Source organism: Methylobacterium sp. CM6257 (assembly GCF_054611515.1).
Genome location: NZ_CM137735.1, coordinates 5,552,979 through 5,575,936, shown reverse-complemented (window position 1 = coordinate 5,575,936; position 22,958 = coordinate 5,552,979). Strand labels below are relative to the sequence as shown.

Below are 22,958 nucleotides of genomic sequence, written 5' to 3'. Positions count from 1 at the left end.
ATTCGGATCGCCCCGCACGAATCGCCCGGCCCTCTGGATTGAGGGCCGGGATGTTCCTGCCCGAAGACGCGGCACATCCGCCGCCATGAAAAGCATTCGGGCCCGTCCCGTAAGCCGTTGCCGGCTAATTCGCTCTGAAATTGTTGCCAGACCGCAACATCACACCGGAACTGCCAAGGCAGACGCGAATCCTCGTTGCCCGCTGCAACCCGTTCGCACATGGTGGCCGTGCACGGGGGCATCGCCAAGCGAGAGCCCGCAGGAGCCCGCCACTTAAGACGCGGGCCAAACCTACAGAACGTGCGGCTAGACCCGGAAAACCGGGCACGTCCGCATCATTGGGTCTCGAAGCTTTGGAGATGTCTATGAAGCTCTTGAAGAGCTCCCTGCTCGGGTCCGCTGCCGCCTTTGCGGCGGTGGGCGCCGCCCATGCCGCCGACCTGCCGGTCAAGAAGGCGGTTCCGATCGAGTACGTCCGCGTCTGCACCGCCTACGGCGCCGGCTTCTTCTACATCCCCGGCACCGACACCTGCCTGCGCATCTCGGGCCGCGCCCGGTTCGAGGGCGGCTACATGACCAGCTACTCGCGCCAGTTCGGCGCGAGCGGCGACACGTCGGGCTACTCGGGCCGGATGCGCATCAACCTCGATGCCCGCACCCAGACCGCCTACGGCACCCTGCGCGCCTTCGTGCGCCTCGATGCCGGCTCGCGCACCGGCTACTCCGGCATCGGCACCTCCGGCACCCAGCAGCGCATCGGCAATGCTTATGTTGGTACCGGTGTCGACAGCTACGGCCGTCTTCAGCAATACATGAACGTCGACAAGGCGTTCATCCAGTTCGCCGGCCTGACCGCCGGTCGCGCCTCCTCGTTCTTCGACTTCTACGCCCACGACTTCGAGATCATGGGCCAGAGCTTGGGCTCGGACGTGTTCTCGACCAACCTGCTCGCCTACACGGCGACCATGGGCAACGGCCTCTCGGCGACGGTCTCGATCGAAGACCCGGTCTTCCGCCGCAGCCCGATCTTCTCGCCGACCATCAACCCGACCGGCGCGGCGAACATCTCGTCGCTGGCGAACAGCGGCCTTCTGCTCGGCAACTCGCCGGTTCCGGTGTTCATCGGCTACACCGGCGCGGTCCCGACCCGCTACAGCTTCATCGACGCCATCGAGCGCACGCGGATGCCCGACTTCGTCGGCGTGCTGCGCCTCGACCAGGCCTGGGGTTCGGCCCAGCTCTCGGCTGCCGTGCACGAGCTGAACGTCGGCAACGTCCAGAACGGCGCCGGCACCGGCACCGGCTCGAACATCAGCATCCCGCACGCGAACAACACCTACGGCTGGGCAGTTCAGGGCGGCCTGAAGGTCAACATGCCGTTCATCGCGCCGGGTGACGCGCTGTACCTGCAGGGCGCCTACGGCAACGGCGCGGAGAGCTACACCGGCTACTGTGCGTTCTCCGGCTGCTACACGCAGAACACGGCCACCATCCAGGGCCAGAAGTTCCAGCAGTACTTCTCGGACGCGACGGTCAACCCGTACACCGGCCAGCTGCAGACCTCGACCAGCTTCACGGCGGTCGCCTCTTACCTGCACTACTGGACGCCGGAGTGGCGCTCGGCCATCTACGGATCCTATGGCGAGCAGAGCTTCTCCCAGAGCGCCCGCCTCGCTCAGGGTCAGATCTTCGGCCTGATCAACCCGGCTGGCACCAACGGTTTCGGCTCCAACGCCGTGGGCGTGCCGGGCACCCGGTTCTTCCAGCTCAGCCAGGCGCTGCGCGACACCTACCAGTTCGTAGGGGGTGCCAGCCTGATCTGGTCGCCGGTCAAGGACCTCGATATCGGTGTGGAAGGCTTATACACGGTGATCGGCCTGAAGAACGGCCGGGCGATCGATCTCGACAAGGACCCGACTGCCTACTCGGCTGCGCGGATCACCGCCATCAACGCCGGCGGTCCCGTCCGTACCGCGACGCAGGACTCCGTTGCGCAGGTCCGCTTCCGCGTCCAGCGCGACTTCTGATCCGACACGCCGGCACCGGGGCTTCGGCTCCGGCGCCGGCCCCCGTGCTGCACGGACCTCAAGGCTCGGCTTCGGCCGGGCCTTTTTCGTTGGAGGCGCCCTTCCCGAGCGGCGCGGCCGCCTCGCTGGCGCACACGACGCGCACTTCGAATACGATCTGCCCTCCGGGCCTCGGAATCCATCCGGGCTTCGGTAGGATTCGGGCGCCGGAAGCGGCCTCGGAACTCTGCCCGATGTTCGGTGCCGGATCGCGCCAGACCTCGCGCGCCGGAGGGCAGGACCGCTGGCGCTCCCTCCAAGACCCGGTTGCAACTGGCCTGTCGTCGCACCGCTCGGTTCCGGAAGCGGCTGAGGCACGCGGGCGCGCCGTGCCGGTGCCGCATCTCCCCTCCTACGGCGCGCTCGCGCCGAACCCACATCCAAAGCGTCGGCGGGAACTCTGACCACCCCGAAGGTCGAGGACGCATGTGCGGCTTCACGCTGGCCGCATGATGTGCGGCCGTGTCTGAAGCGCCCGGGAGGCGGCGCGCGGAGGTTGCCGGCGTCGTGAGGACGGGCCGCCCCGATGGCCGTCCTTCGGCGGGGTCGGGCCGTCGCAATCCCGTTGAAGCTGCTGACCTCAGCCGCCCGCACCAGGCGTGCGGCCGCCGCGTCCGGAGCAGCAGGTGCCTTGGCCGGCACGATTCCCCACCCGGCTCAGACGACGAATCGGCTGCCGTCGCAGCGCGCCGGAGAATGGGGGCGCGTCGCGCCGGGACCGGATTCGCGGCCCGGTTTGCCGGGGCGCCGCGGCCGCGCAATCGCCGGGCCGTCGGGTGCTCTAGTGGTCGACGCCGATCATGCGTTGAGCGGCCCTGAGGCAAGCACACGTGAAGATATAAAATCGATCACTTCCAGTTGTTGTAAGCATCAGAGAATATAACTCAAAATATTTGTTGCCATGTCGCAAAAGAAATCCAGAATTTTCGAGGTAAAATCGATTCACAGTTGTTCAGCGCGTCGAGATTTGAGCAGTCTGATGTCGTGAGTGCGCCCATTGTGCTCAGCGCACCCGGCCAAGCCAATAAATTATTGCGCTTAAAATCAATATAAGCGTCGAAATAGCGATTTAAAAATCGGATTACGGCGCAATCGGGTCTCGAAGCTTTGGAGATGTCTATGAAGCTCTTGAAGAGCTCCCTGCTCGGGTCCGCTGCCGCCTTTGCGGCGGTGGGCGCCGCCCATGCCGCCGACCTGCCGGTCAGGAAGGCGGTTCCGATCGAGTACGTCCGCGTCTGCACCGCCTACGGCGCCGGCTTCTTCTACATCCCCGGCACCGACACCTGCCTGCGCATCTCGGGCCGCGCCCGGTTCGAGGGCGGTTACAGGACCGCCTACACGCGTCAGGCCGGCACGAACGCCGGGGACAGTGCCGGCTACCAGGGGCGCCTCCGCATCAACCTCGATGCCCGCACCCAGACCGCCTACGGCACCCTGCGCGCCTTCGTGCGCCTCGATGCCGGATCGCGCACCGGCTATGACCGCTCGGGCACCCAGGCGCGCATCGGCCAGGCCTATGATGCCATCGGCGTCGACCAAGCCGGCCACGCGCAGCAATACATGAACGTCGACAAGGCGTTCATCCAGTTCGCCGGCCTGACCGCCGGTCGCGCCTCCTCGTTCTTCGACTTCTACGCCCACGACTTCGAGATCGCCGGCGCCACGATGGGCTCGGATGTCTCGTCGACCAACCTGCTCGCCTACACGGTGACGGCCGGTAATGGCCTCTCGGCGACGATCTCGATCGAAGACCCCGTCTTCCGCCGCAGCCCGATCTTCTCGCCGGCGGCCGGCGCCGCCCCGGTGAGCCCCGTCGTCGTGGGCTACGCCAATGGCGCTCCGTCCAGCTACAGCGCCATCGACAGCATCCAGCGCGAGCGCCTGCCCGACCTCGTCGGCGTGCTGCGCGTCGATCAGGCCTGGGGCTCGGCCCAGCTCTCGGCTGCCGTGCACGAGCTGAACACCGGCGACCTGACCACGGCGGCGCCGCTGCCGGCGGCGAACGGCGTGATCACCGGCATCGCCCATACCAGGAGTGTCGAAGGCTGGGCGGTTCAGGGTGGCCTGAAGATCAACACGCCGTTCATCGCGCCGGGCGACGCCCTGTATCTCCAGAGTGCCTATGCGGACGGCGCCCAGATGTACACCGGCTACTGCGCGTTCACTGGCTGCTATCTCCAGGTCAATTCCCTCATCCAGGGCCAGAAGATCGGGCAGACCTTCTCGGACGCGACCATCAACCCGTTCACCGGCCAGTTGCAGACCTCGACCAGCTTCTCGGCGGTCGCCTCCTACCTGCACTACTGGACGCCGGAATGGCGCTCGGCCGTCTTCGGCGGCTACGGCGAGCAGGATTTCGCCCGCAACGCTCGCCTGGCCCAAGGCGCGATCTTCAACTTCATGAATCCGAACGGCGCCAACAGCTTCGGCTCCAACGGCGTCGGCGTGCCGGGCACCCGTTTCTATCAGCTCAGCCAAGCGCTGCGCGACACCTACCAGTTCGTGGCGGGCGGCAGCATCATCTGGTCGCCCGTGCGCGATCTCGATATCGGCGTGGAGGCTCTGTACATGCAGGTCGGCGTGAAGAATGGCCGGGCGATCGACCTCGACAAGAGCCCGACCGCCTACGCCAACGTCGCCGGCATCAACAACGGCACCTTCGTGCTGCGCACCGTGACGCAGGACTCGGTTTCGCAGGTTCGCCTGCGCGTCCAGCGCGACTTCTGATCCGACACGCCGGCACCGGGGCTTCGGCTCCGGCGCCGGCCCCCGTGCAGGACAGCCTCAAGGCCCGGCCCCGCGCCGGGCTCTTTTCGTACGCGTCGTGCTGCGCCGCACGTGGTAACCCTGCGTGCCGGGCCATCATTGCCGCGAGGAGAGCCCGATCATCTGCGTTTCTCGACGCTCGGTGAGACCGCGCGGTGAACGCGTGATGGGACGCTCTTAATCCCCACCCGCGGTACAGGTCGCGCGCTTTGTTCCCTGCATTGCGTTGCCGGCCTTTATTTGCGCTGGTACGCCGAATGTCACTTTATCTCCGCCCTCTGTGCGGAACTCGACGGAATGCGGCTGGCTGCGTGGCCGCTCTGACAGGGCGGAGGCCGGATCGACCCGTCGGCGATAGGATATCCGGGGGACGCCGATGACCAGCACCGCCTCTCCGAGCCCGGTCCCATCACCGGCGGAGACCCGGATGGCCGCGGAACGGTCCGCCCGGTTCTGGCCGGAGGGCTGGTGGCGCCTCGTCGACCTCAAGATCGGCATCATACCGCTACCGGTGTACCTCGTGCTGGCGGTCCTGCTCGCGGTCCTCGTCCAGGAGGGCGAGATCAAGTCCGACGGGCCGACCATGATCGCCGTGCTTGTGATGGGCGGCTTCACCTGCGCGGAAATCGGCAAGCGACTGCCGGTGCTGAAGAACATCGGAGCCGGCGCGATCTTCGCGACCTTCATTCCCTCGGCCCTCGTCTACTACGCACTGATCCCGCCACAGATGGTGAAGGCGATCACCGACTTCACCAAGTTCACCAACTTCCTCTACATTTACATCGCCACCATCATCGTCGGCTCGATCCTGGGCATGGACCGTGAGGTCCTGATCAAGGGCTTCCTCAAGATCTTCGCGCCGCTCGCGACGGGGTCCGTGGCCGCGGCCCTCGTGGGCACGCTGGTCGGCACGTTACTGGGCCTCGGCCCCTACAAGACCTTCTTCTTCATCGTGGTGCCTATCATGGCCGGCGGCGTCGGCGAGGGCGCGATCCCGCTCTCCATCGGCTACGCGGCGATCCTCGGCCAGCAGCAGGGCGTGATCTTCGCCCAGGTCCTGCCGCCGGTGATGCTGGGCTCGCTCACGGCCATCATCTTCTCCGGCACCCTCAACTTCGTCGGCAAGCGCTATCCCCGTCTCACCGGCGAGGGGCGGCTCCAACCCGATTCGGAGGGCATTAAGTCGAGCGATGCGCAGGCCAAGGCCGAGGCGGCGCGCGGGCAGATCGATCCCGCCACGATCGGCGCCGCGGGGCTCACGGCGATAACCCTGTACCTGCTCGGCGTCATGGCCCATCACACGATCGGACTGCCGGCCCCGGTCGCGATGCTGTTCCTGGCCGTCTTCGCCAAGCTCGCCAGCGCCGTGTCGCCCCATCTCCAGGCCGGCGGCTTCGTGGTCTACAAGTTCGTGCAGGTCTCGATGACCTACCCGCTGCTCTTCGCCATCGGCGTGGCGATGACGCCCTGGCACGAGCTGATGGCCGCCTTCACCCTGGTGAACCTGATCACCATCGTGTCAACCGTGGCGACGCTGATGGTGACGGGCTTCTTCGTCGGGCGCTGGCTCGGGATGTACCCGATCGAGACCGCCATCGTGAACGCCTGTCACAGCGGCCAGGGCGGCACCGGCGACGTGGCGATCCTCACGGCGGCTAACCGCATGGCGCTGATGCCCTTCGCGCAGATCGCCACCCGGATCGGCGGCGCACTGACCGTGACGGGCACGATCGTCGCGATGAAGTGGATCGGTGCCTGACAGGCGCCCCGAGGAGCTTAACGTCATGGCCGGTGATCCGAGTGCCGTGGAGGCGAATCTCAGGTCCAGGATCGGAGCGATCCTCCGCTCGACGAGCGGCAACTTCCTAGAGATGTTCGATTTCTTCCTGTTCGGGTTTTACGCGACCTACATCGCGCGGGCGTTCTTCCCGTCGGGGAACGAGACGACCGAGCTGCTCCTGACCTTCGGCACGTTCTGGCTCGGGGCGCTGATGCGCCCCCTCGGGGCGATCGTGCTCGGCGCTTATATCGACCGGATCGGGCGCCGGAAGGGTCTCATCGTCACCCTGGCGATCATGGCAAGCGGCACGGTGCTCATCGCCTTCTGCCCGAGCTACGGGACGATCGGCATCGCGGCGCCGCTGATCGTGCTCGCAGGCCGCCTGCTGCAGGGTTTCTCGGCCGGCGTCGAGATCGGCGGCGTCTCGATCTACCTGTTTGAGATCGCCACGCCCCGGCGGCGCGGCTTCTACACGTCGTTCCAGTCGGCGAGCCAGCAGGTGGCGATCATGTTCGCCGCCCTCATTGGCTATGGGCTCAACGCCTTCCTGACCAAGCAGCAGATCGGCGATTTCGGCTGGCGCATCCCGTTCCTGATCGGCTGCCTGATCGTGCCGTTCATCTTCGTCATCCGGCGCTCGCTCCAGGAGACGCAGGACTTCGCCAAGCGGACCCGCCACCCGAGCACCCGCGAGATCCTGGCCACAGTCGCCGCCAACTGGCGGATCGTGCTGCTCGGCATGATGCTGACCACGATGACCACGGTGACCTTCTACATGATCACCGTCTACACTCCGACCTTCGGCAAGACCGTCCTCAAGCTCACCGAGGCCGACAGCCTGATCGTGACGCTCTGCGTGGCGATCACAAACTTCATCTGGCTGCCCGTCGGCGGCGCGATCTCGGATGCGATCGGCCGCAAGCCGGTGCTGCTCACGATCTCGACGCTGTCGCTGGTGACGACCTACCCGGCGCTGCACTGGCTCGTCGCCGATCCGACTTTCGCCAAGATGCTCGCCGTCGAGCTGTGGTTCTCGTTCTTCTTCGGCGTCTACAACGGCGCCATGGTGGTCTCGCTGTCCGAGGTGGTGCCGGCTCATGTCCGGGCGAGTGGCTTCTCGCTGGCCTACAGCCTCGCCACAGCGTTGTTCGGTACCGCCACCCCGATGGTCTCGACCTACCTGATCGACCTGACCGGCGATCGCGCATCGCCGAGTTACTGGCTCATGGCAGCGGCCGCCTGCGGCATCGTCGCGACGCTCGCTCTGTTCCGGGGCCGCCCGGGAGTGGAGCGCGTTCCCGCGCACGCCGGAAGGCGAGTCGTCAGGTCTCCTGCCAGATCCGGATCCGGGCTTTGAAGGCAGCCCGGATATGCGCCCGGGCGGCGGCCTCTGCGGCATCCCCATCGTGGGCCCGAATCGCTGCCACGATGGCGGCATGCTCGGCGAGGGCTTCCGCGGCGCGGTCCGGGGCGGCCAGGGTCGTGGCGCCCGGCAGCAGCACCAGGGACAGGCGCATCGTCTCCAGTGTGCTCTGCAGGAAGCGGTTGCGCGCCGCCGCGTGGATCTGGCGGTGGAACAGGCGATTGGTCCGCGCGAGCGCGGGCGCGTCGCCCAGCAGCGTCCGGTCCCGGGCGACCATCTCCTCGAGGATCTCGGTCTCGACCGCGCTGGCGTGGATTGCCGCGAGACGCGCTGCCGTCCCCTCCAGCACCTCGCGCAAGTCGTAGAGCTCGCTCACCTGCCCGTAATCGAGCTGCGCGACGCTGGCGCCCCGGTGCGGCTCGTGCGCGACCAGTCCCTGCGCTTCCAGCCGGCCCAGCGCCTCGCGCACCGGCGTACGGCTGATCTGGAAGCGTTCGGCGAGCTCGGCCTCGCGCAGCCGGCTGCCGGGCGCGAGCTCGCCCTCCTCGATCGCCCGCAGCAGCCGCTCGTAGGCGCCGGCCCCGCTGGAGCGTTCCGCTTCGCTGGCCTTCATCCCCGGCTCTCCTCGCCTTGGCCATAGCGTGAAACCGCACGGTCCGGAACGCTTGCGGCAGATTGCATGCAGACGTATACAATGCGGTAGATGGATTCGCGAGGGGAGGCAGGCATGCAGCGTCCGGGCGATGCGCAGTGGGATGTGGTGGTGGTCGGCTCCGGCAACGCCGCCATGAGTGCCGGCCTCGCGGCCCTCGAGCGCGGCGCCGCGGTGCTGATGATCGAGAAGGCCGAGCAGGATTTGGCCGGCGGCAACACCGCCTACACGGCGGGCGCCATGCGCTTCGTCTACGAGGGCAACGACGACCTGATCCCGCTGCTGGTCGACCCCGAGGATCCGCGCCTGCCCCGCACTGATTTCGGCGCCTACACGGCGCGGAAATTCGAGGAGGACCTGCTCGGCTTCAACGACGGTCGGCCGCTGTCGCGCGAGCAGCGGATCCTGATCGACGAGAGCGGCGCGGCCCTGCGCTGGCTCGCGACCCAGGGGGTGAAGTTCGAGCCGATCTACTCCCGTCAATCCTTCGAGAAGGACGGGCGCTTCGTGTTCTGGGGCGGCCTCACGCTCGCCACCCACGACGAGGGCTTCGGCCTGGCCCGGGCCGAGCTGGAGGCGTTCACCCGGGCCGGCGGAGAGATCCGCTACGGCTGCCCGGCGACCGAACTGATCGAGGAGGAGGGGCGCGTCGTCGGCGTGGAGACGCCGCAGGGCGCCTTCCGCGCCAAGTCCGTGGTGCTCGCCTGCGGCGGCTTCGAGTCGAACGCCGCCCTGCGCACGCGCTTCATCGGCGCGGGCTGGGACAAGGCCCGGGTCCGCGGCACGCCGCACAACCAGGGCGACGGGCTCCAGATGGCGCTGGCCCTAGGAGCGAAGGCGCACGGCTTCTACGGCGGCTGCCACGCGACGCCGATGGACCTGCATACCCCCGAATACGGCAACCTCGACCTGCCGCACGGCGAGCGGAAGCACTACCGGAAGATCTGCTACTTCCTGGGGCTGATGCTGAACGCGCACGGCGAGCGGTTCGTCGACGAGGGCAAGAACTTCCGCAACTATACCTACGCCCAGTTCGGCCGCTCGATCATGGAGCAGCCCGGGCACGTGGCGTGGCAGATCTTCGACGCCAAGGTCGATCACCTGCTCTACAGCGAGTACCGGTTCCACGAAGCCCACTTCGTCGAGGCCGACACCCTGGACGGGCTCCTCGACAAGCTGGAGGGCATCGACCGGGCGGCGGCGAAGCGGACCATCGCCGCGTTCAACGCCGCAGTGGACGAGTCCGTGCCGTTCGACCCGACCGTGAAGGACGGCCGCGGCACCAAGGGGCTCGCTCTGCCGAAATCGAACTGGGCGCAGAGGATCGAGACCGGTCCGTTCAAGGCCTACCCGGTCACGGGCGGCATCACCTTCACCTATGGCGGCGTCGAGGTCGGCGACGACGGCGCCGTGAAGCGCGAGGACGGCAGCGCGATCCCCGGCCTCTACGCCTGTGGCGAGATGGTGGGCGGCGTGTTCTTCAACGGCTACCCGGGCGGCTCGGGCCTGACCTCCGGCGTGGTGTTCGGCCGGCGTGCGGGCTACGGCGCCGCCGCGGGGGCGAAGGGCTGAGCCTTCCCGGCGGGAGGCGGATCATCGTGGCCTGAGATCCGCGACGCGCCCCCTCTCCCGCACGGGAGAGGGGGCGCGTGATCCATTCTGCATTCGTGCCGCCAAATCGGCATGGCGCGCGCCGAGCCAATCCGGTCCCTGGTCCTCGGTTTCCCCAGCGGCTCATCGCCCCCTGTCCGGGACCGGACCGTAGGCGTAGAAGCCTGACCATGCCCGCCCGACAGGCCGTCTTCACCATCTCCCGCGGCGTCCCATTCCTGCCGATGCTCGCCGAGGCGCTGCTCTCCGGCCGGCTCGTCGGGCCGGTGGCGGACGATCCGCTGGCGCTCGCCGCGGTCACCATCTACCTGCCGACCCGCCGGGCAGCCCGGGCGCTCGGTGCGATCCTGGCCGACCGCCTCGGCCGGGACGCGCCCGGTCGGGCCACCCTGCTGCCCCGGATGATCCCCCTCGGCGAAGCCGACGAGGCGGAGCTCGACCTCGCCGCCGAGCCGCTGCTGGAGGAGAACGCCGACCCGTTGAGCGTCCCGATGCCGCCGCTGGAGCGCCGGCTGATCCTCGCCCGCCTCGTCCAGGCCTGGGCGAAGACCGTCGACCGGACTCTGCTGCCGCTGGACGCCGAGGTGCCGTTCCTGGTGCCGTCCTCGCCGGCCGACGCGGTCGGCCTCGCCGGCGATCTCGAACGGCTGATGGACGCGCTCACCGTCGAGGGTCTGCCCTGGTCGGAGATCGGTGCTGCCGTGGAAGCCGAGTATTCCCGATACTTCGGCCTGACCCTCGACTTCGTGAAGATCGCCGCCGAGAACTGGCCGAAGCTGCTGGCCGAGCGGGGCCTTGCCGATCCCGTCGCCCGTGCCCGAGGCCTCGTGCTCGCCGAGGAGCGGCGCCTGTCGCGCAGCGCGACGCCGGACCCCGTGATCGTCGCCGGATCGCTGGGATCGGTTCCCGCCACGGCCCGCCTCATCGCCGCCGTGGCGAAGCTGCCCCGGGGCGCCGTGGTGCTGCCCGGGCTCGACCTCGACCTCGACACGGCCGGCTGGGACGGCATCGACACCGGCGAGGGGTTCTCGCGCGTCATCGCCCACGGCCACCCGCAGGCGGTGCTGCACCGCCTGCTCGGGCCGGAGAATCTCAACCTCAGCCGCGCGGAGGTCGTCGCCCTGGGCGAGCCCGGTGCCGGTCAGGCAGCAAGGGCTGCGCTCCTGTCGCAGGCTCTGCGCCCGGCCGATACCACCGACGCCTGGGCCGCCCTCGACCCAGCCGAGCGCGACAGCGTCGCCCGCCTCGGCCTCGACGGGCTGGCATTGGCCGAGGCCGCCGACGAGCGCGAGGAGGCGCTGGTCGCGGCGCTAGCGCTGCGCGAGACCCTCCAGACTCCCGGTGCCACCGCGGCCCTGGTCACGCCCGACCGCGGGCTCGCCGGCCGGGTCGCCGTCGAGCTGCTGCGCTGGGGCATCGTGGCCGAGGATTCCGCCGGACTGGCGCTGGCCGGAAGCCCGGCCGGGCGACTCGCCCGGCTCGCGGCGGAACTCGCCGCCGATCTCGCCCGCAGCCAGGCGGACGCGATCCCGGCCCGGCTGATCGCGCTGCTCTCGCACCCGATGGTCCGTCTCGGCTTGCCGCGCCCGGACGTGGTCCGGGGTGCCGCGGCCCTGGAGATCGGGCTGCTGCGCGGCCCGGTCCCGGCTCCTGGCTTCGACGGCCTGCGCAATGCCCTCGCGACCGAGCGCGCCGGACCGCCCGAGCACCGGCCCCGGGCCAAGCGCCGCCTCAAGGACATCGACTGGGCGCTGGCCGCGGACCTGCTCGACCGGCTGGATCTGGTGTTTCGGGATTTCCCGGGCCCGGACGGGGCGGGGGAATGCGATCTCGTCACCACGGCCACGAGCCACCGGCAGGCCTGCGACCGGCTGATCGCTGGCCCGGAGGACGCAGCCGAGGACGAAACGGACGGATCCCTGTCCTGCCTCGATGCCCTGTTCGACGATCTGGAGATGGCCGAGCCCGGCCTGATGCCGGGGCGGTTCGACGATTACGCCACCTTCTTCACCGCGCTCGCCCGGGAGCGCACCGTCGCCTGCTCGGGCGAGGCGCCGCATCCGCGGCTGCGCATCCTCGGCCTTCTGGAGGCGCGGCTGCTGTCGGTGGACCGGGTGGTGCTCGGCGGGCTGGACGAGGGCGTCTGGCCGGTACGCACGCTCACCGACTCGTTCCTCAATCGGCCGATGCGCGAGCGGGTCGGCCTCAACCCGCCCGAGCGCCGCATCGGACAGATGGCCCACGACTTCGTGCAGGCTCTGGGCTGCCGCGACGCGGTGATCACCCGCGCGTTGAAGCGCGAGGGCGCGCCCACCGTGCCGTCGCGGCTGATCCAGCGCCTGCGCGCGCTCTCGGGCGATGCGCGCTGGGAGTCCGTCTTGGAGGCGGGGCGCCGCTTCACCGGCCTCGCGGCCCGGCTTGATACCGCCCCGCCGGAGCCGCGGCTGAAGCGTCCGTCGCCCAAGCCGGACCCGGCCCTGTTCCCACGCTCGCTCAGCGTCACCGAGATCGAGACGCTGGTGCGCGATCCTTACAGCATCTTCGCCCGCCACGTGCTCGGGCTCGATCCCCTCGACCCGCTCGCGGCGGCGCCGAGCGTCGCGACCCGCGGATCCCTGGTCCATGACGTCTTCGCCGCCTTCGCGAGCCGCCATCCGCAGGATCTGCCCGAGGACTCGGCGGAGCGGCTGCTGAACCTCGCGGTGAACGCCTTCGCCGACATCGAGGCGGAGTACCCGAACCTCTACGCCGAGTGGTGGCCGCGCTACGAGCGCATGGCCTCGGCCTATCTCGACTGGGAGGCGCAGCGCCGCCCCAACCTGACCCGGGTCTACCCGGAAGTCTCCGGGCGCTGGGTGATCCCGATGGGACGCGAGACCTTCACGCTGCGCGCCCGGGCGGACCGGATCGAGCTGCGCCCCGATGGCACCGCCTGCATCGTCGACTACAAGACCGGCGCGCCGCCCTCCGCGAAGATGATCTTTTCCGGCTTCTCGCCGCAGCTCACCCTGGAGGCGGCGATGCTGATGCACGGCGCCTTCGAAAGCCTGCCGGCCGTGAAGGAGACGCCGGACCTGCTCCACGTCCACGCCTCGGGCGGCCGGAAGCCCTTCGTGCCGATTCCGGTAAAGACGCCGAGGGGTGAGGAGCGCAGCGTCGCAGCGATCGTCGCCGAGCACGCCGATCGGCTCCGGGGGCTGATCGCCCGGTTCATGTCCGGCGAGGCGGCCTACACGGCGCGGCCCTACCCGCAATTCGCCAGCAAGTACGGCGCTTACGACCACCTCGCCCGGGTGCTCGAGTGGTCGCTCGCCGGCGACGAGGGCGGGGAGTGATCCGCGCGGTCCGGCGCCGGCTCATTCCACCCTTGCCCTCGTCCTGAGGTGCCGGCGCGCGGTGGAGGGCTCGAGGGAGCCCTCCCGACGGCGCCGCGATCCCTGGAGCCCTCCTTCAAGGCTCGCTGCGCTCGCGCCTCGGGATGAGGGCGCGGATGGGATGATCGTCCGGCGGCGATCTCAGAAGAACGCCTGCAGCCCCGTCTGCGCCCGGCCCAGGATCAGCGCGTGGACGTCGTGGGTGCCCTCGTAGGTGTTCACCGTCTCGAGGTTCTGGGCGTGGCGCATCACGTGGTACTCGCCCATGATGCCGTTGCCGCCGTGCATGTCCCGGGCGGTGCGGGCGATGTCGAGCGCCTTGCCGCAATTGTTGCGCTTGACCAGCGAGATCATCTCGGGCGCCATCTTGCCCTCGTCCATCAGCCGCCCGACCCTGAGCGAGGCCTGGAGACCCAGCGCGATCTCGGTCTGCATGTCGGCGAGCTTCTTCTGGACGAGCTGCGTCTGCGCCAGCGGCCGGCCGAACTGCTTGCGCTCCAGCGTGTAGTTGCGGGCGCGGTGCCAGCAATCCTCGGCGGCACCCATCGCCCCCCAGGAGATCCCGTAGCGCGCCCGGTTGAGGCAGCCGAACGGCCCCTTCAGCCCGGAGACGTTGGGCAGCAGCGCGTCCTCTCCGACCTCGACGCCCTCCATGACGATCTCGCCGGTGGTGGAGGCGCGCAACGACAGCTTGCCCTTGATGGTCGGCGCGGACAGGCCCTTCATGCCCTTCTCAAGGACGAAGCCGCGGATCGCACCCTCGTGCGCCTCGGACTTCGCCCAGACCACGAACACGTCCGCGAAGGGCGCATTCGAGATCCACATCTTGGCGCCCGTGAGCCGGTAGCCGCCCTCGATCTTCTCGGCCTTGGTCTTCATGCCGGCCGGATCCGAGCCGGCATCGGGTTCGGTCAGGCCAAAGCAGCCGATCCACTCGCCCGAGGCGAGCTTCGGCAGGAACTTCTGCCGCTGCTCCTCCGAGCCGTAGGCATGGATCGGGTACATGACGAGGGACGACTGCACGCTCATCATCGAGCGGTAGCCGGAATCGACGGCCTCCACCGCCCGCGCCACGAGCCCGTAGGCCACGTAGGAAGCGCCGGCGCAGCCGTACTCCTCCGGCAGGGTGACGCCGAGGAGGCCAAGCTCGCCCATCTTCCGGAACAGGCTGGGATCGGTCTTCTCGGTGGCGTAGGCCTCGACGATGCCGGGGAGAAGCTGCTCCTGCGCGAAGCTCTGGGCGACGTCGCGGATCGCCCGCTCGTCCTCGGTGAGTTGGTCCTCCAGCAGGAACGGGTCCTCCCAGACGAAGCGGGGCGAGGCCGGGGCCGACGGAGAGGCACTGCCCGGAGGGCGCATCGGAGCGTTCATGAGGATTCCTCGCCTGCAGGGATGCGCCGGGCCTCGCGGGCCCGCGCTTGCGCCTACCCTAGACCCGGAGGACGCCCCGTCCAACGCGCCGGGTGACGCCGGGGCCGCGCCGTCACGCCCGGCCGAGGAGCATGAGCCACGCCACGGTGGTGAGCGGCGCCAGGAGGGTCGAGACCAGCACGGAGGCGGCCACCATCCCGGTCTCGGTCTTGTAGCGCGCCGCCAGCAGATAGGCGTTGATCCCAACCGGCATGGCGGCGAACAAGGTCGCGACGCCCGCGTAGGCGGCCGGCATCGCGAAGACGTGGAAGGCCAGGAGCCAGACCGCCAGTGGATGCAGCAGGTTCTTCAGGAGGGCGATCACCAGGGCGCCCTTGAGGTCGAACAGCACCCGGTAGCGCTTCAGGCCGGCACCGAGCGCAACCAGCGCGCAGGTCGAGGCGGTGCCCGCGAAGGCGTCGATCAGCGACTGGGCGATGCCGACCGGCGCGACGCCCAGACCCTTCATGGTCATGCCGATCAGGAGCGCCACGAAGATCGGATTGCGGAGCAGGACCAGCACGAGCCCCCGGACCCGCGCCAGAACCGGCAGGCCGGCATCGGATTCGATCAGGAAGGTGGCGCTGCCCATCATCAGCGGCAGGTGGACGGCGAGCAGCATGAACAGCGGGAAGGCGCCCTCCTCGCCGTAGGCCTGGAGGATCATCGGCACGCCGACGAACACGGTGTTCGACTGGCTCGCCGCGAAGCCGTGGATGATCGCGCCCCGCCGCTCGATCCCGGCGCGCCGTCGGGCGATCAGGGTGCCGACCATCCAGGAGATGCCGGCGCCCCCGAAATACGCGAGCCAGTAGGACCATGCCACCGTCCCGCTCATGCCGGGCTTGGTCAGCGTGGCGATGATCAGCGCCGGTACGGCGACCGCGAAGACGTATTCCGACAGCCCGTCGCTCACCTTGTCGGAGAGCAGCCCCGCGATGGCCGCCGCCCAGCCGATTAGAACGATCCCGAAGATCGGGGCGATGATGGCGAGGGCGTTCACGGATCCGGACGGCGTGCTGGGGGAGGGATCCCGGCCCATAGCACGCCGACGCCGTCACGCGTCCGCGCCCGGAGAATGGGAGGCCGGACCCCGCCGCGGCGGTGCCGGCCGCCGGCCTACTTGTTCTCCAGCACCTGGATCGGGTTCGTGCGCTGGCTCGCGGGCGGCTCCTTCGTGAGGTCGGCGCCGCTCTCCTGCTGCGCCTTCACGTCCCGCGGCGAGCCGGGACCGCCCACCGCACGGCCGCCCTCGTTGCTCTGCGTCGGCACCGTGCCGGAGGCCAGTTCCAGGCACGTCACCATCTCGACGTAGGACGGATAGCCGCCGGCTTTGAACTGGTCCTGGCACTGGCGCTTGGCGGCGGGGGTGTAGTTGTCCCACTGCCGCTCGGCCTCCTTCTTGGCCTCCCGCTCCGAGCGGAGGCAGCCGTCGTAATTGGCCTGATCGCTGATGGTCGTGTTGGTAACCTGCGCCGAATGGCAGGTCCGCTCGACGTCGAGGTTCGGGACCGCGTCGGCGCGGGCGGGGACCGGCGCGAGCGCCAGGGTGAGCAGCGCGAAGGTGCCGGGGACCATCACGCGGAAGCGGGTCGTCATGACGAAGGCTCACAATCTGTGGCGCGTCGCGCCGTCGGATCTGCCGGCACAACGCGCCACGACCGCCCTCGGTACCATGCCGAGGTGTGGATTAGCCTCCGTGCGCGCGGCGCAGCGCTTGGTCCAAGTCGTCGTACAAGTCGTCCGTGTCTTCGATGCCGGTGGACAGGCGCAGCAGGTCCGGCGGGCAGGGGCTGCCCGGTCCCTCCACCGAGGCCCGATGCTCAACGAGGCTCTCGACGCCGCCGAGAGAGGTCGCCCGCTTCCACAGCCGCACCCGCGCCGCCGTGGCGACGGCGGCGGTCTCGCCGCCTGCGATCCGGATCGACAGCATGAAGCCGAACCCGTCCCGCATCTGCCGGCGGGCGACCGTGTGCCCGGGATCGTCGGCCAGGCCCGGATAAAGGACCCGGGTCACGTGCGGGTGCCCGCACAGGCGCTCGGCGAGGCGCAGGGCGGCCGCCGATTGCGCCGCCGCTCGGAGGTGCAGGGTGCGAAGCGACCGCATCAACAGATAGGCCTCGAACGGGCCGAGGATGCCGCCGCTGCCGGCGCGGATGGCCCGGATCCGCTCCCAGAATGCATCAGCCTTGGCGCCCGCCAGTACGCCCGCCACCACGTCGGAATGGCCGTTGAGGATCTTGGTGGCCGAATGCATCACCACGTCGGCGCCGAGGTCGAGGGGGCGTGTGTGCACCGGTGAGGCGGCGGTGGAATCGACTGCGAGCCGGGCCCCGGCCGCGTGGGCGATCTCGGCGGCCGCCGCGATGTCGGTGACCGTCCAGAGCGGGTTGCCGGGGGTCTCGATCCAGACGAGCTTGGTCCGTTCCGGCTCGACGGCGGCGCGCAGCGCCTCGGCGTCGGTGGTGTCGACGAAGGTCAGGGTCAGACCGCGCCGGGGTGCCTCCTCGCGCAGCCAGCGCTTGAGTGCCCAGTACATGACCGTTCCGGCGACCACGTGGTCGCCGGGCTCCAGCGCGCCGAACACCGCGGTCGCCGCCGCCATCCCGGATCCGAACAGCAGGGCGCCGGCCTCAGCGCCCTCCAGCATCGCCAGCACGGATTCGGTCTCGCGCACCGTGGCGTTGTCGGGCCGCGCGTAGCTGTAGCCCGAGCTGTAGCCGTTGTCGGGATCGCGGATGAAGGTCGTCGAGACATGAAGCGGCATAACCACCGCCCGGGTCTCGGGCTCGATCCGGCCCATCGCCTGCGCGGCGAGGCTCCGGCGCGAGAATTCCGGCGCCGCGTCGCGATGGGTATCCGTCGGCCCTTGCGGCGCGTTAGGCTGTGACATCTGGCGAATCTCGGCGGGTGGAGACGGGCGCGTGCCACGGCGCGCGGGCCCCGGCAAGCCGCGCCTCGTGGAGACGAACGACCATGATTGCCGCGACACAAGTCCCCGAGGGATCAGCCCTGCCGCGCTGGCTTCGGCTGTCCGCGGCGATCCTGCCGGTGGCGGCCACCGCGGCCCTCGGCTCGGTGTCGACCCAGGCCGAAATCCCGGGCTGGTACGCGGGTTTGAACAAGCCGTCGTTCAACCCGCCGAACTGGGTGTTCCCGGTGGCCTGGACGATCCTCTACACGATGATCGCGATCTCGCTCTGGCGGCTACTCGGCGCCCTTCCGCGCACCGGGCCGGGCCGCGAGGGCTGGTGGCTCGCGCTCGCCGCCTTCCTGGTGCAGATCGCGCTCAACGCCGCCTGGACGCCGGTCTTCTTCAGCGCCCACGCCATCGGCGCCGGGCTGATCGTGGTGGCGATCCTGCTCGTGATGGTGCTGTGGACCATCCGGCTGACGTGGCGGTTCGACCGGCTCGCGGCCTGGCTCCTGGTGCCCTACGCGGCCTGGGTCGCCTTCGCGACGCTGCTCAACGCCGCGATCCTGCGGCTGAATTGAGCGGCCATCAGGGCCCGCTGCTCGCGGCTTCATCGCCCGCCGGCCTTCCGTCGTCGCGGGCGCGGTGCAGCAGGAAGATCGCGAAGACCATCGTGACGATCAGGCCCGCCAGCACGCCGAGCTCGATCATCGAGGCCTGGAACAGCGCCTGCTTCTCGGGCGACCAGTCCTTGGCGTGCGTGATCTCCGACGATTGTAGCGTGATCACCAAGACGCGCCGGATCGAGGCGATCAGCCCGACGATCAGGAAAGGCTCGCAGGTCAGCGTGCCCGACCGCATCGAGACCCGCACCGTGTGCAGGATCTCGATCAACATCAGAAGGAAGAGCAGCCGATCGATCACCTCCAGAATCTGCGCGGCGCCCCCGAGCGCCCGGAGGGCCTCCCAGGTCAGCCCTGCGGCGTCGATCAGCGCGACGAGGGCTGTCAGAGCCAGCAGGAGCCCGAGGGCCGCGTAAATCGCGTGCTCGGTGTGAAGGAAGATCGCGCTGGCGATCCGCGTCAGGCGCCCCTGGTCCTCAGACTGTTCCGGCATCATTCCCCCTGGAATAAGCCGACAAGATAAGCTTCCGGGGCGGGCGTCCAGTCCGGCGCCGCGCGGGTCCAGTCGATCGTGATCGCGGGTGGCGTTACGTCGCTGCCTCGGGCGGGCGGTCCTCAGTGGAAGAACGGCAGGGCGTGCGGTGCGAGGTAGCCGAAGCCGAGGAGCGCCGCGCCCGCGAGCCCCAGGAAGCCGCCGGCGAAGACCAGCAGGGTGATGCCGGTGATCACCTCGGCTGAGGCCAGCACGATGCCGATCTGGAAGGCTGCCGAGGCCAGCTCGTAATGGTGGTAGCGCAGCAGCGCGAGGTCCCGCCGCTCCTCGGAGGCCCGGGCCTTCGCGGTCAGCTCCTTGCGGCCCTCGCCGGTGGCGGGCTCGGATTCCCAGCGCGCCAGGGTCTTGGCCCATTCGGCTCGCTTGGCGGCGATCGCGTCCTGGTTCGGCCCGGGTGGGAGGAGCGCCAGCGCCTCGTCGGCGGTCTTGAGCACCGTCGAGCGGATCGTGCGCGCCTGGAAATAGGCCCACTGGTTCGCGGCCTCGACGTTCGACCCGATCGAGTCCGTCTGCGCCGCCTTGCCCAGCGTCTCGCTGAAGGCGAGGAACAAGGCCAGCACCGAGATCAGCAGCGCGACGCGCTTGTTCGAGCCCTCGATCGCCCCGTGACCACCCGACATCGTTTCCCGATTCTCCGTTGACTCGTCCGGGGCGACACACAGCGCATCGCGGCGCGGCACGCAATGCGCGTCGCCGACCCCCGCCTACTCCGCGGCGATGCGCGGCGGCATCGGCCGGCCGTCATTGGCCGGATGCCCCGGGGCGCCGTAATCGGGCGCGTCTGCTGGATCGTCGCGCTCGCCCACAAACCGGCCCAACAGCCGTTTGAGCAGGCGCGACAGGTCATCCATCAGCACGAAGATCGCCGGGACGAAGACCAGCGACAGCACCGTCGAGACGATCAGGCCGCCGATCACCGCCACCGCCATGGGCGCGCGGAACTCACCGCCGATCCCGTAGGCCATCGCGGACGGCACCATGCCGGCCGCCATCGCGATCGTGGTCATCACGATCGGCCGCGCCCGCTTGCGGCCGGCATCGACGATGGCGGTGTTGCGGTCGATTCCGGCGTGGATCTGCTCGACGGCGAAATCCACCAGCATGATGGCGTTCTTGGTCACGACGCCCATCAGCATCAGGATGCCGATCACCACCGGCATCGAGATCGGCATGTGGCAGATCAGCAGCGCCAGGATCGCGCCGCCGATGGAGAGCGGCAGCGAGAACAGGATGGTCAGCGGCTGCAGGAAGTTGCCGAACAGCAGGATCAGCACGCCGAACACCATCATCAGGCCGGCGCCCATGGCGAGCGCGAAGCCCTCGAAGACTTCGCCCATCACCTCGGCGTCGCCGGTCTGGCTGATCGTCACGCCGGGCGGTAGATTCTTGGCGGTGGGCAGGTTCATCACCTGGCTGATCAGCTCGGCCAGCGCATCAGTGCCCTGCATGTCGCCCTCCAGGGCGACGCGCACGGCGCGGTCGTAACGGTCGATGCCCGTGGGACCCTGCCCGAGGCTGATATCGGCGACGGTGGCCAGCGGCACCGCAGCCCCGCCCTTCACCGGCACCTTCAAGGTCTCGAGCTCGGAGAGCCGGCCGCGCAGGCTCTCGGGCAGCTGCACGCGGATCGGCACCTGCCGGTCGGTGGCGTTGAACTTGGCGAGGTTCATGCCGATGTCGCCGATCGTGCCGACCCGCACAGTCTCGGCGATCGTATCGGTGGTGACGCCGAGATCGGCCGCGACTCCGGGCTTAGGCCGGATCCGGACCTCGGTGCGGTCCAGCGGCGCCGTCGACATGACGTTGACGAGGTGCGGAATCTGCTGAGCCTCGCGCTGGAGCTTGGCGGCCACCTCCGCCACCACGGCCTTGTCGGGGCCGGCGATGATCAGCGCGAGGTCGCGCTGGCCGCCCTCGCGCAGGGCCCAGAAGCGCAGGTCCGGCTCCTCCCGCAGGATCGCCGCAACCTCAGCGTCGACCTGCTTCTGGGTCTTGTGGCGGGTGTTCTTCGGGGTGAGGTTGATGGTCAGGCTTGCGAGCCGCACCTCCTTCTTGGCCGGCAACTGGCGGCCGCCGTCCACGAACACGCTCTTCACCTCGGGCAGCGCGCGGATCTTGTCGACGATCCGGTCCGCGACCCGGACGGTGTCCGGCAGCCTGGCCCCCGGCGGCAGCTCGACCACGAACAGGGTACGGGCCTGGTCTTCCGCCGGCAGGAAGCCCGCGGGCAGCAGCCCCGTTGAGGCGATGGAGGCGGCGAAGCACGCGATGCCGAGGACCAGCGTGATGAACTTGTGCCGCACCGACCACGCCACGAGGCGGGTGTAGCCGCGCATCACGAACCCGTCCCGCGTGTGGTCCGGCCCATGGTCGCGCAGGAAGTAGGCGGCGAGCAGCGGCGTGATCAGCCGCGCGACGAGCAGCGACATGAACACGGCCGCGGCGATCGTCAGGCCAAATTGCTTGAAGTACTGGCCGGCGATGCCGCCCATGAAGGAGACCGGCGAGAAGATCGCGATGATCGTCGCCGTGATGGCGATGACCGCGAGCCCGATCTCGTCCGCGGCCTCCAGGGCGGCCCGGTAGGGTGATTTCCCCATCCGCATGTGGCGGACGATGTTCTCGATCTCCACGATCGCGTCGTCCACCAGAATGCCTGTCACGAGCGTGATCGCCAGCAGGCTCACGGCGTTGAGCGAGAAACCCAGCGCGCTCATCACCCAGAAGGTCGGCAGCACCGAGAGCGGCAGCGCCACCGCGGCGATCAGCGTCGCCCGCCAGTCGCGCAGGAACAGCAGCACCACCACGACCGCGAGCACCGCGCCCTCGATCAGGCCCATCATGGCCGAGTGATAGTTGCCGATCGTGTTGTCGACGCTGGTGTCGATCAGGTCGAAGTTGACATTCGGGTTCGCCGCGTGGAGCGCCGCGATCTTCTTGGCGACGCCCACCGACACGTCGGCGTCGCTGGCGCCGTTGGCGCGGGAGATCGCGAAGGCGACCACCGGCTCGCCGTTGAAGCGCGCGAAGGTGCGGGGCTCCTCGGCGGTGTCCGACAGGGTCGCGAGCTCGTCGAGGCGGACCTTGCGGTTGCCCGGCACCACGATGGAGGTCTTGGCCAGCGTGTCGAGGCTCGCCGAGGCGGCGAGCGCCCGGATCGACTGCTCCTGGCCGCCGACCTCGGCCCGGCCGCCGGCCATGTCGGCCGAGGTCAGGCGCAGCTGCCGGTTCACGTCCGCGGCGGTGATGCCGAGGGCGAGCAGGCGGTCGGGCTTCAGGGTGACGCGGATCTCGCGCGCGACGCCGCCGAGGCGCTCGACGCCGCCGACGCCTTTCACGCTCTGGAGCCCGCGGGCGACGACGTCGTCCACGAACCACGACAGGTCCTCGGGCGTCATCGCCGGCGCGGAGGCGCCGTAGACCATGATCGGCAGTCCGGCGATCTCGACCCGCGAGACGATCGGCTCGTCGATGGTGCGGGGCAGGTTCTGGCGGATCTTGGCGATGGCGTCCTTGACGTCGTTGGTCGCCCGATCCTGGTTCACCTCCAGGCGGAACTCGATCGTCGTCGTCGAGATGCCCTCGGTGATGGTCGAGAGGATGTGCTTGACGCCCTTCACGCCGGCGACCGAGTCCTCGACCCATTTGGTGACCTGGGTCTGCAACTCGGCGGGCGCGGCGCCGGACTGGGTGATCGTCACCGAGACGATCGGGATGTCGATGTTCGGGAACCGGGTGATCGGCAGGGAGCGGAAGCTCACCAGCCCGAGGATCATCAGGACCAGGAACAGCACCACCGAGGGCAGCGGCTTCCGGATCGCCCAGGCGGAGACGTTGAGGCGCATG

Annotated in this window: 15 protein-coding genes; 7 read left to right on the top strand and 8 right to left on the bottom strand. The window is 69.3% G+C overall.

Translation table 11 applies throughout. The features are described 5' to 3' along the window. Window positions 1-365: 365 nt before the first annotated feature. The 4 genes from ACYCO6_RS27170 (at window position 366) to tcuC (ending at window position 7,969) form a co-directional block, all read left to right on the top strand. On the top strand, window positions 366-2,027 hold the full coding sequence (locus ACYCO6_RS27170) for a porin (RefSeq protein ID WP_459765129.1): 1,662 nt from the start codon (window positions 366-368) through the stop codon (window positions 2,025-2,027). A 1,158-nt stretch (window positions 2,028-3,185) separates the two neighbouring features. Next, window positions 3,186-4,793 (top strand): porin, encoded by a 1,608-nt coding sequence (locus tag ACYCO6_RS27165; RefSeq protein ID WP_459765127.1) that lies wholly within the window; start codon window positions 3,186-3,188, stop codon window positions 4,791-4,793. A 415-nt stretch (window positions 4,794-5,208) separates the two neighbouring features. Then, entirely contained in the window at window positions 5,209-6,591 is a 1,383-nt protein-coding gene (locus tag ACYCO6_RS27160) for a 2-hydroxycarboxylate transporter family protein (RefSeq protein ID WP_459765125.1), read from the top strand. 25 nt (window positions 6,592-6,616) lie between these two features. Beyond that, window positions 6,617-7,969: a tricarballylate/proton symporter TcuC gene (gene tcuC / locus ACYCO6_RS27155; RefSeq protein WP_459765123.1), complete on the top strand. Its 1,353-nt coding sequence runs from the start codon at window positions 6,617-6,619 to the stop codon at window positions 7,967-7,969. On the opposite strand, the gene ACYCO6_RS27150 is transcribed toward tcuC, so the two are convergent. Continuing rightward, window positions 7,935-8,588, bottom strand: a complete 654-nt coding sequence (locus ACYCO6_RS27150) for a GntR family transcriptional regulator (protein ID WP_459765121.1) — start codon at window positions 8,586-8,588, stop codon at window positions 7,935-7,937. The genes tcuC and ACYCO6_RS27150 overlap by 35 nt on opposite strands. A 114-nt stretch (window positions 8,589-8,702) precedes the next feature. On the opposite strand from ACYCO6_RS27150, the gene tcuA reads away from it, so the two are divergent. Next, window positions 8,703-10,199 (top strand): FAD-dependent tricarballylate dehydrogenase TcuA, encoded by a 1,497-nt coding sequence (gene tcuA, locus ACYCO6_RS27145; RefSeq protein WP_459765119.1) that lies wholly within the window; start codon window positions 8,703-8,705, stop codon window positions 10,197-10,199. Between the two features lie 209 nt (window positions 10,200-10,408). Beyond that, complete coding sequence (addB, locus tag ACYCO6_RS27140) at window positions 10,409-13,573, top strand: double-strand break repair protein AddB (RefSeq protein WP_459765117.1); 3,165 nt, start codon at window positions 10,409-10,411, stop codon at window positions 13,571-13,573. Between the two features lie 180 nt (window positions 13,574-13,753). On the opposite strand, the gene ACYCO6_RS27135 is transcribed toward addB, so the two are convergent. The 4 genes from ACYCO6_RS27135 to ACYCO6_RS27120 all read right to left on the bottom strand — a co-directional run bounded on the left by ACYCO6_RS27135 (window position 13,754) and on the right by ACYCO6_RS27120 (window position 17,915). Beyond that, complete coding sequence (locus ACYCO6_RS27135) at window positions 13,754-14,983, bottom strand: acyl-CoA dehydrogenase (RefSeq protein WP_459765115.1); 1,230 nt, start codon at window positions 14,981-14,983, stop codon at window positions 13,754-13,756. 112 nt (window positions 14,984-15,095) lie between these two features. Further along, window positions 15,096-16,025 (bottom strand): AEC family transporter, encoded by a 930-nt coding sequence (locus ACYCO6_RS27130; protein WP_459765113.1) that lies wholly within the window; start codon window positions 16,023-16,025, stop codon window positions 15,096-15,098. Between the two features lie 116 nt (window positions 16,026-16,141). Then, window positions 16,142-16,621 carry a hypothetical protein gene (locus tag ACYCO6_RS27125; protein ID WP_459765111.1) on the bottom strand — a complete coding sequence of 160 codons (480 nt, stop codon included), beginning with the start codon at window positions 16,619-16,621 and terminating at the stop codon, window positions 16,142-16,144. 91 nt (window positions 16,622-16,712) lie between these two features. After that, the gene (locus ACYCO6_RS27120) at window positions 16,713-17,915 is read right to left on the bottom strand and encodes a trans-sulfuration enzyme family protein (protein WP_459765109.1); all 1,203 of its coding nucleotides are present in this window, start codon (window positions 17,913-17,915) and stop codon (window positions 16,713-16,715) included. Between the two features lie 83 nt (window positions 17,916-17,998). On the opposite strand from ACYCO6_RS27120, the gene ACYCO6_RS27115 reads away from it, so the two are divergent. Next, complete coding sequence (locus ACYCO6_RS27115; protein ID WP_459765107.1) at window positions 17,999-18,517, top strand: TspO/MBR family protein; 519 nt, start codon at window positions 17,999-18,001, stop codon at window positions 18,515-18,517. Between the two features lie 7 nt (window positions 18,518-18,524). Here the strand turns inward: ACYCO6_RS27115 and ACYCO6_RS27110 are convergent, their stop codons facing one another. The 3 genes from ACYCO6_RS27110 to ACYCO6_RS27100 all read right to left on the bottom strand — a co-directional run bounded on the left by ACYCO6_RS27110 (window position 18,525) and on the right by ACYCO6_RS27100 (window position 22,957). After that, complete coding sequence (locus ACYCO6_RS27110; protein ID WP_459765105.1) at window positions 18,525-19,052, bottom strand: phosphate-starvation-inducible PsiE family protein; 528 nt, start codon at window positions 19,050-19,052, stop codon at window positions 18,525-18,527. Window positions 19,053-19,174: 122 nt separating this feature from the next. Continuing rightward, window positions 19,175-19,732 carry a DUF4337 domain-containing protein gene (locus ACYCO6_RS27105; protein ID WP_459765103.1) on the bottom strand — a complete coding sequence of 186 codons (558 nt, stop codon included), beginning with the start codon at window positions 19,730-19,732 and terminating at the stop codon, window positions 19,175-19,177. 84 nt (window positions 19,733-19,816) lie between these two features. Then, on the bottom strand, window positions 19,817-22,957 hold the full coding sequence (locus ACYCO6_RS27100; RefSeq protein WP_459765101.1) for an efflux RND transporter permease subunit: 3,141 nt from the start codon (window positions 22,955-22,957) through the stop codon (window positions 19,817-19,819). Window position 22,958 lies beyond the last annotated feature (1 nt).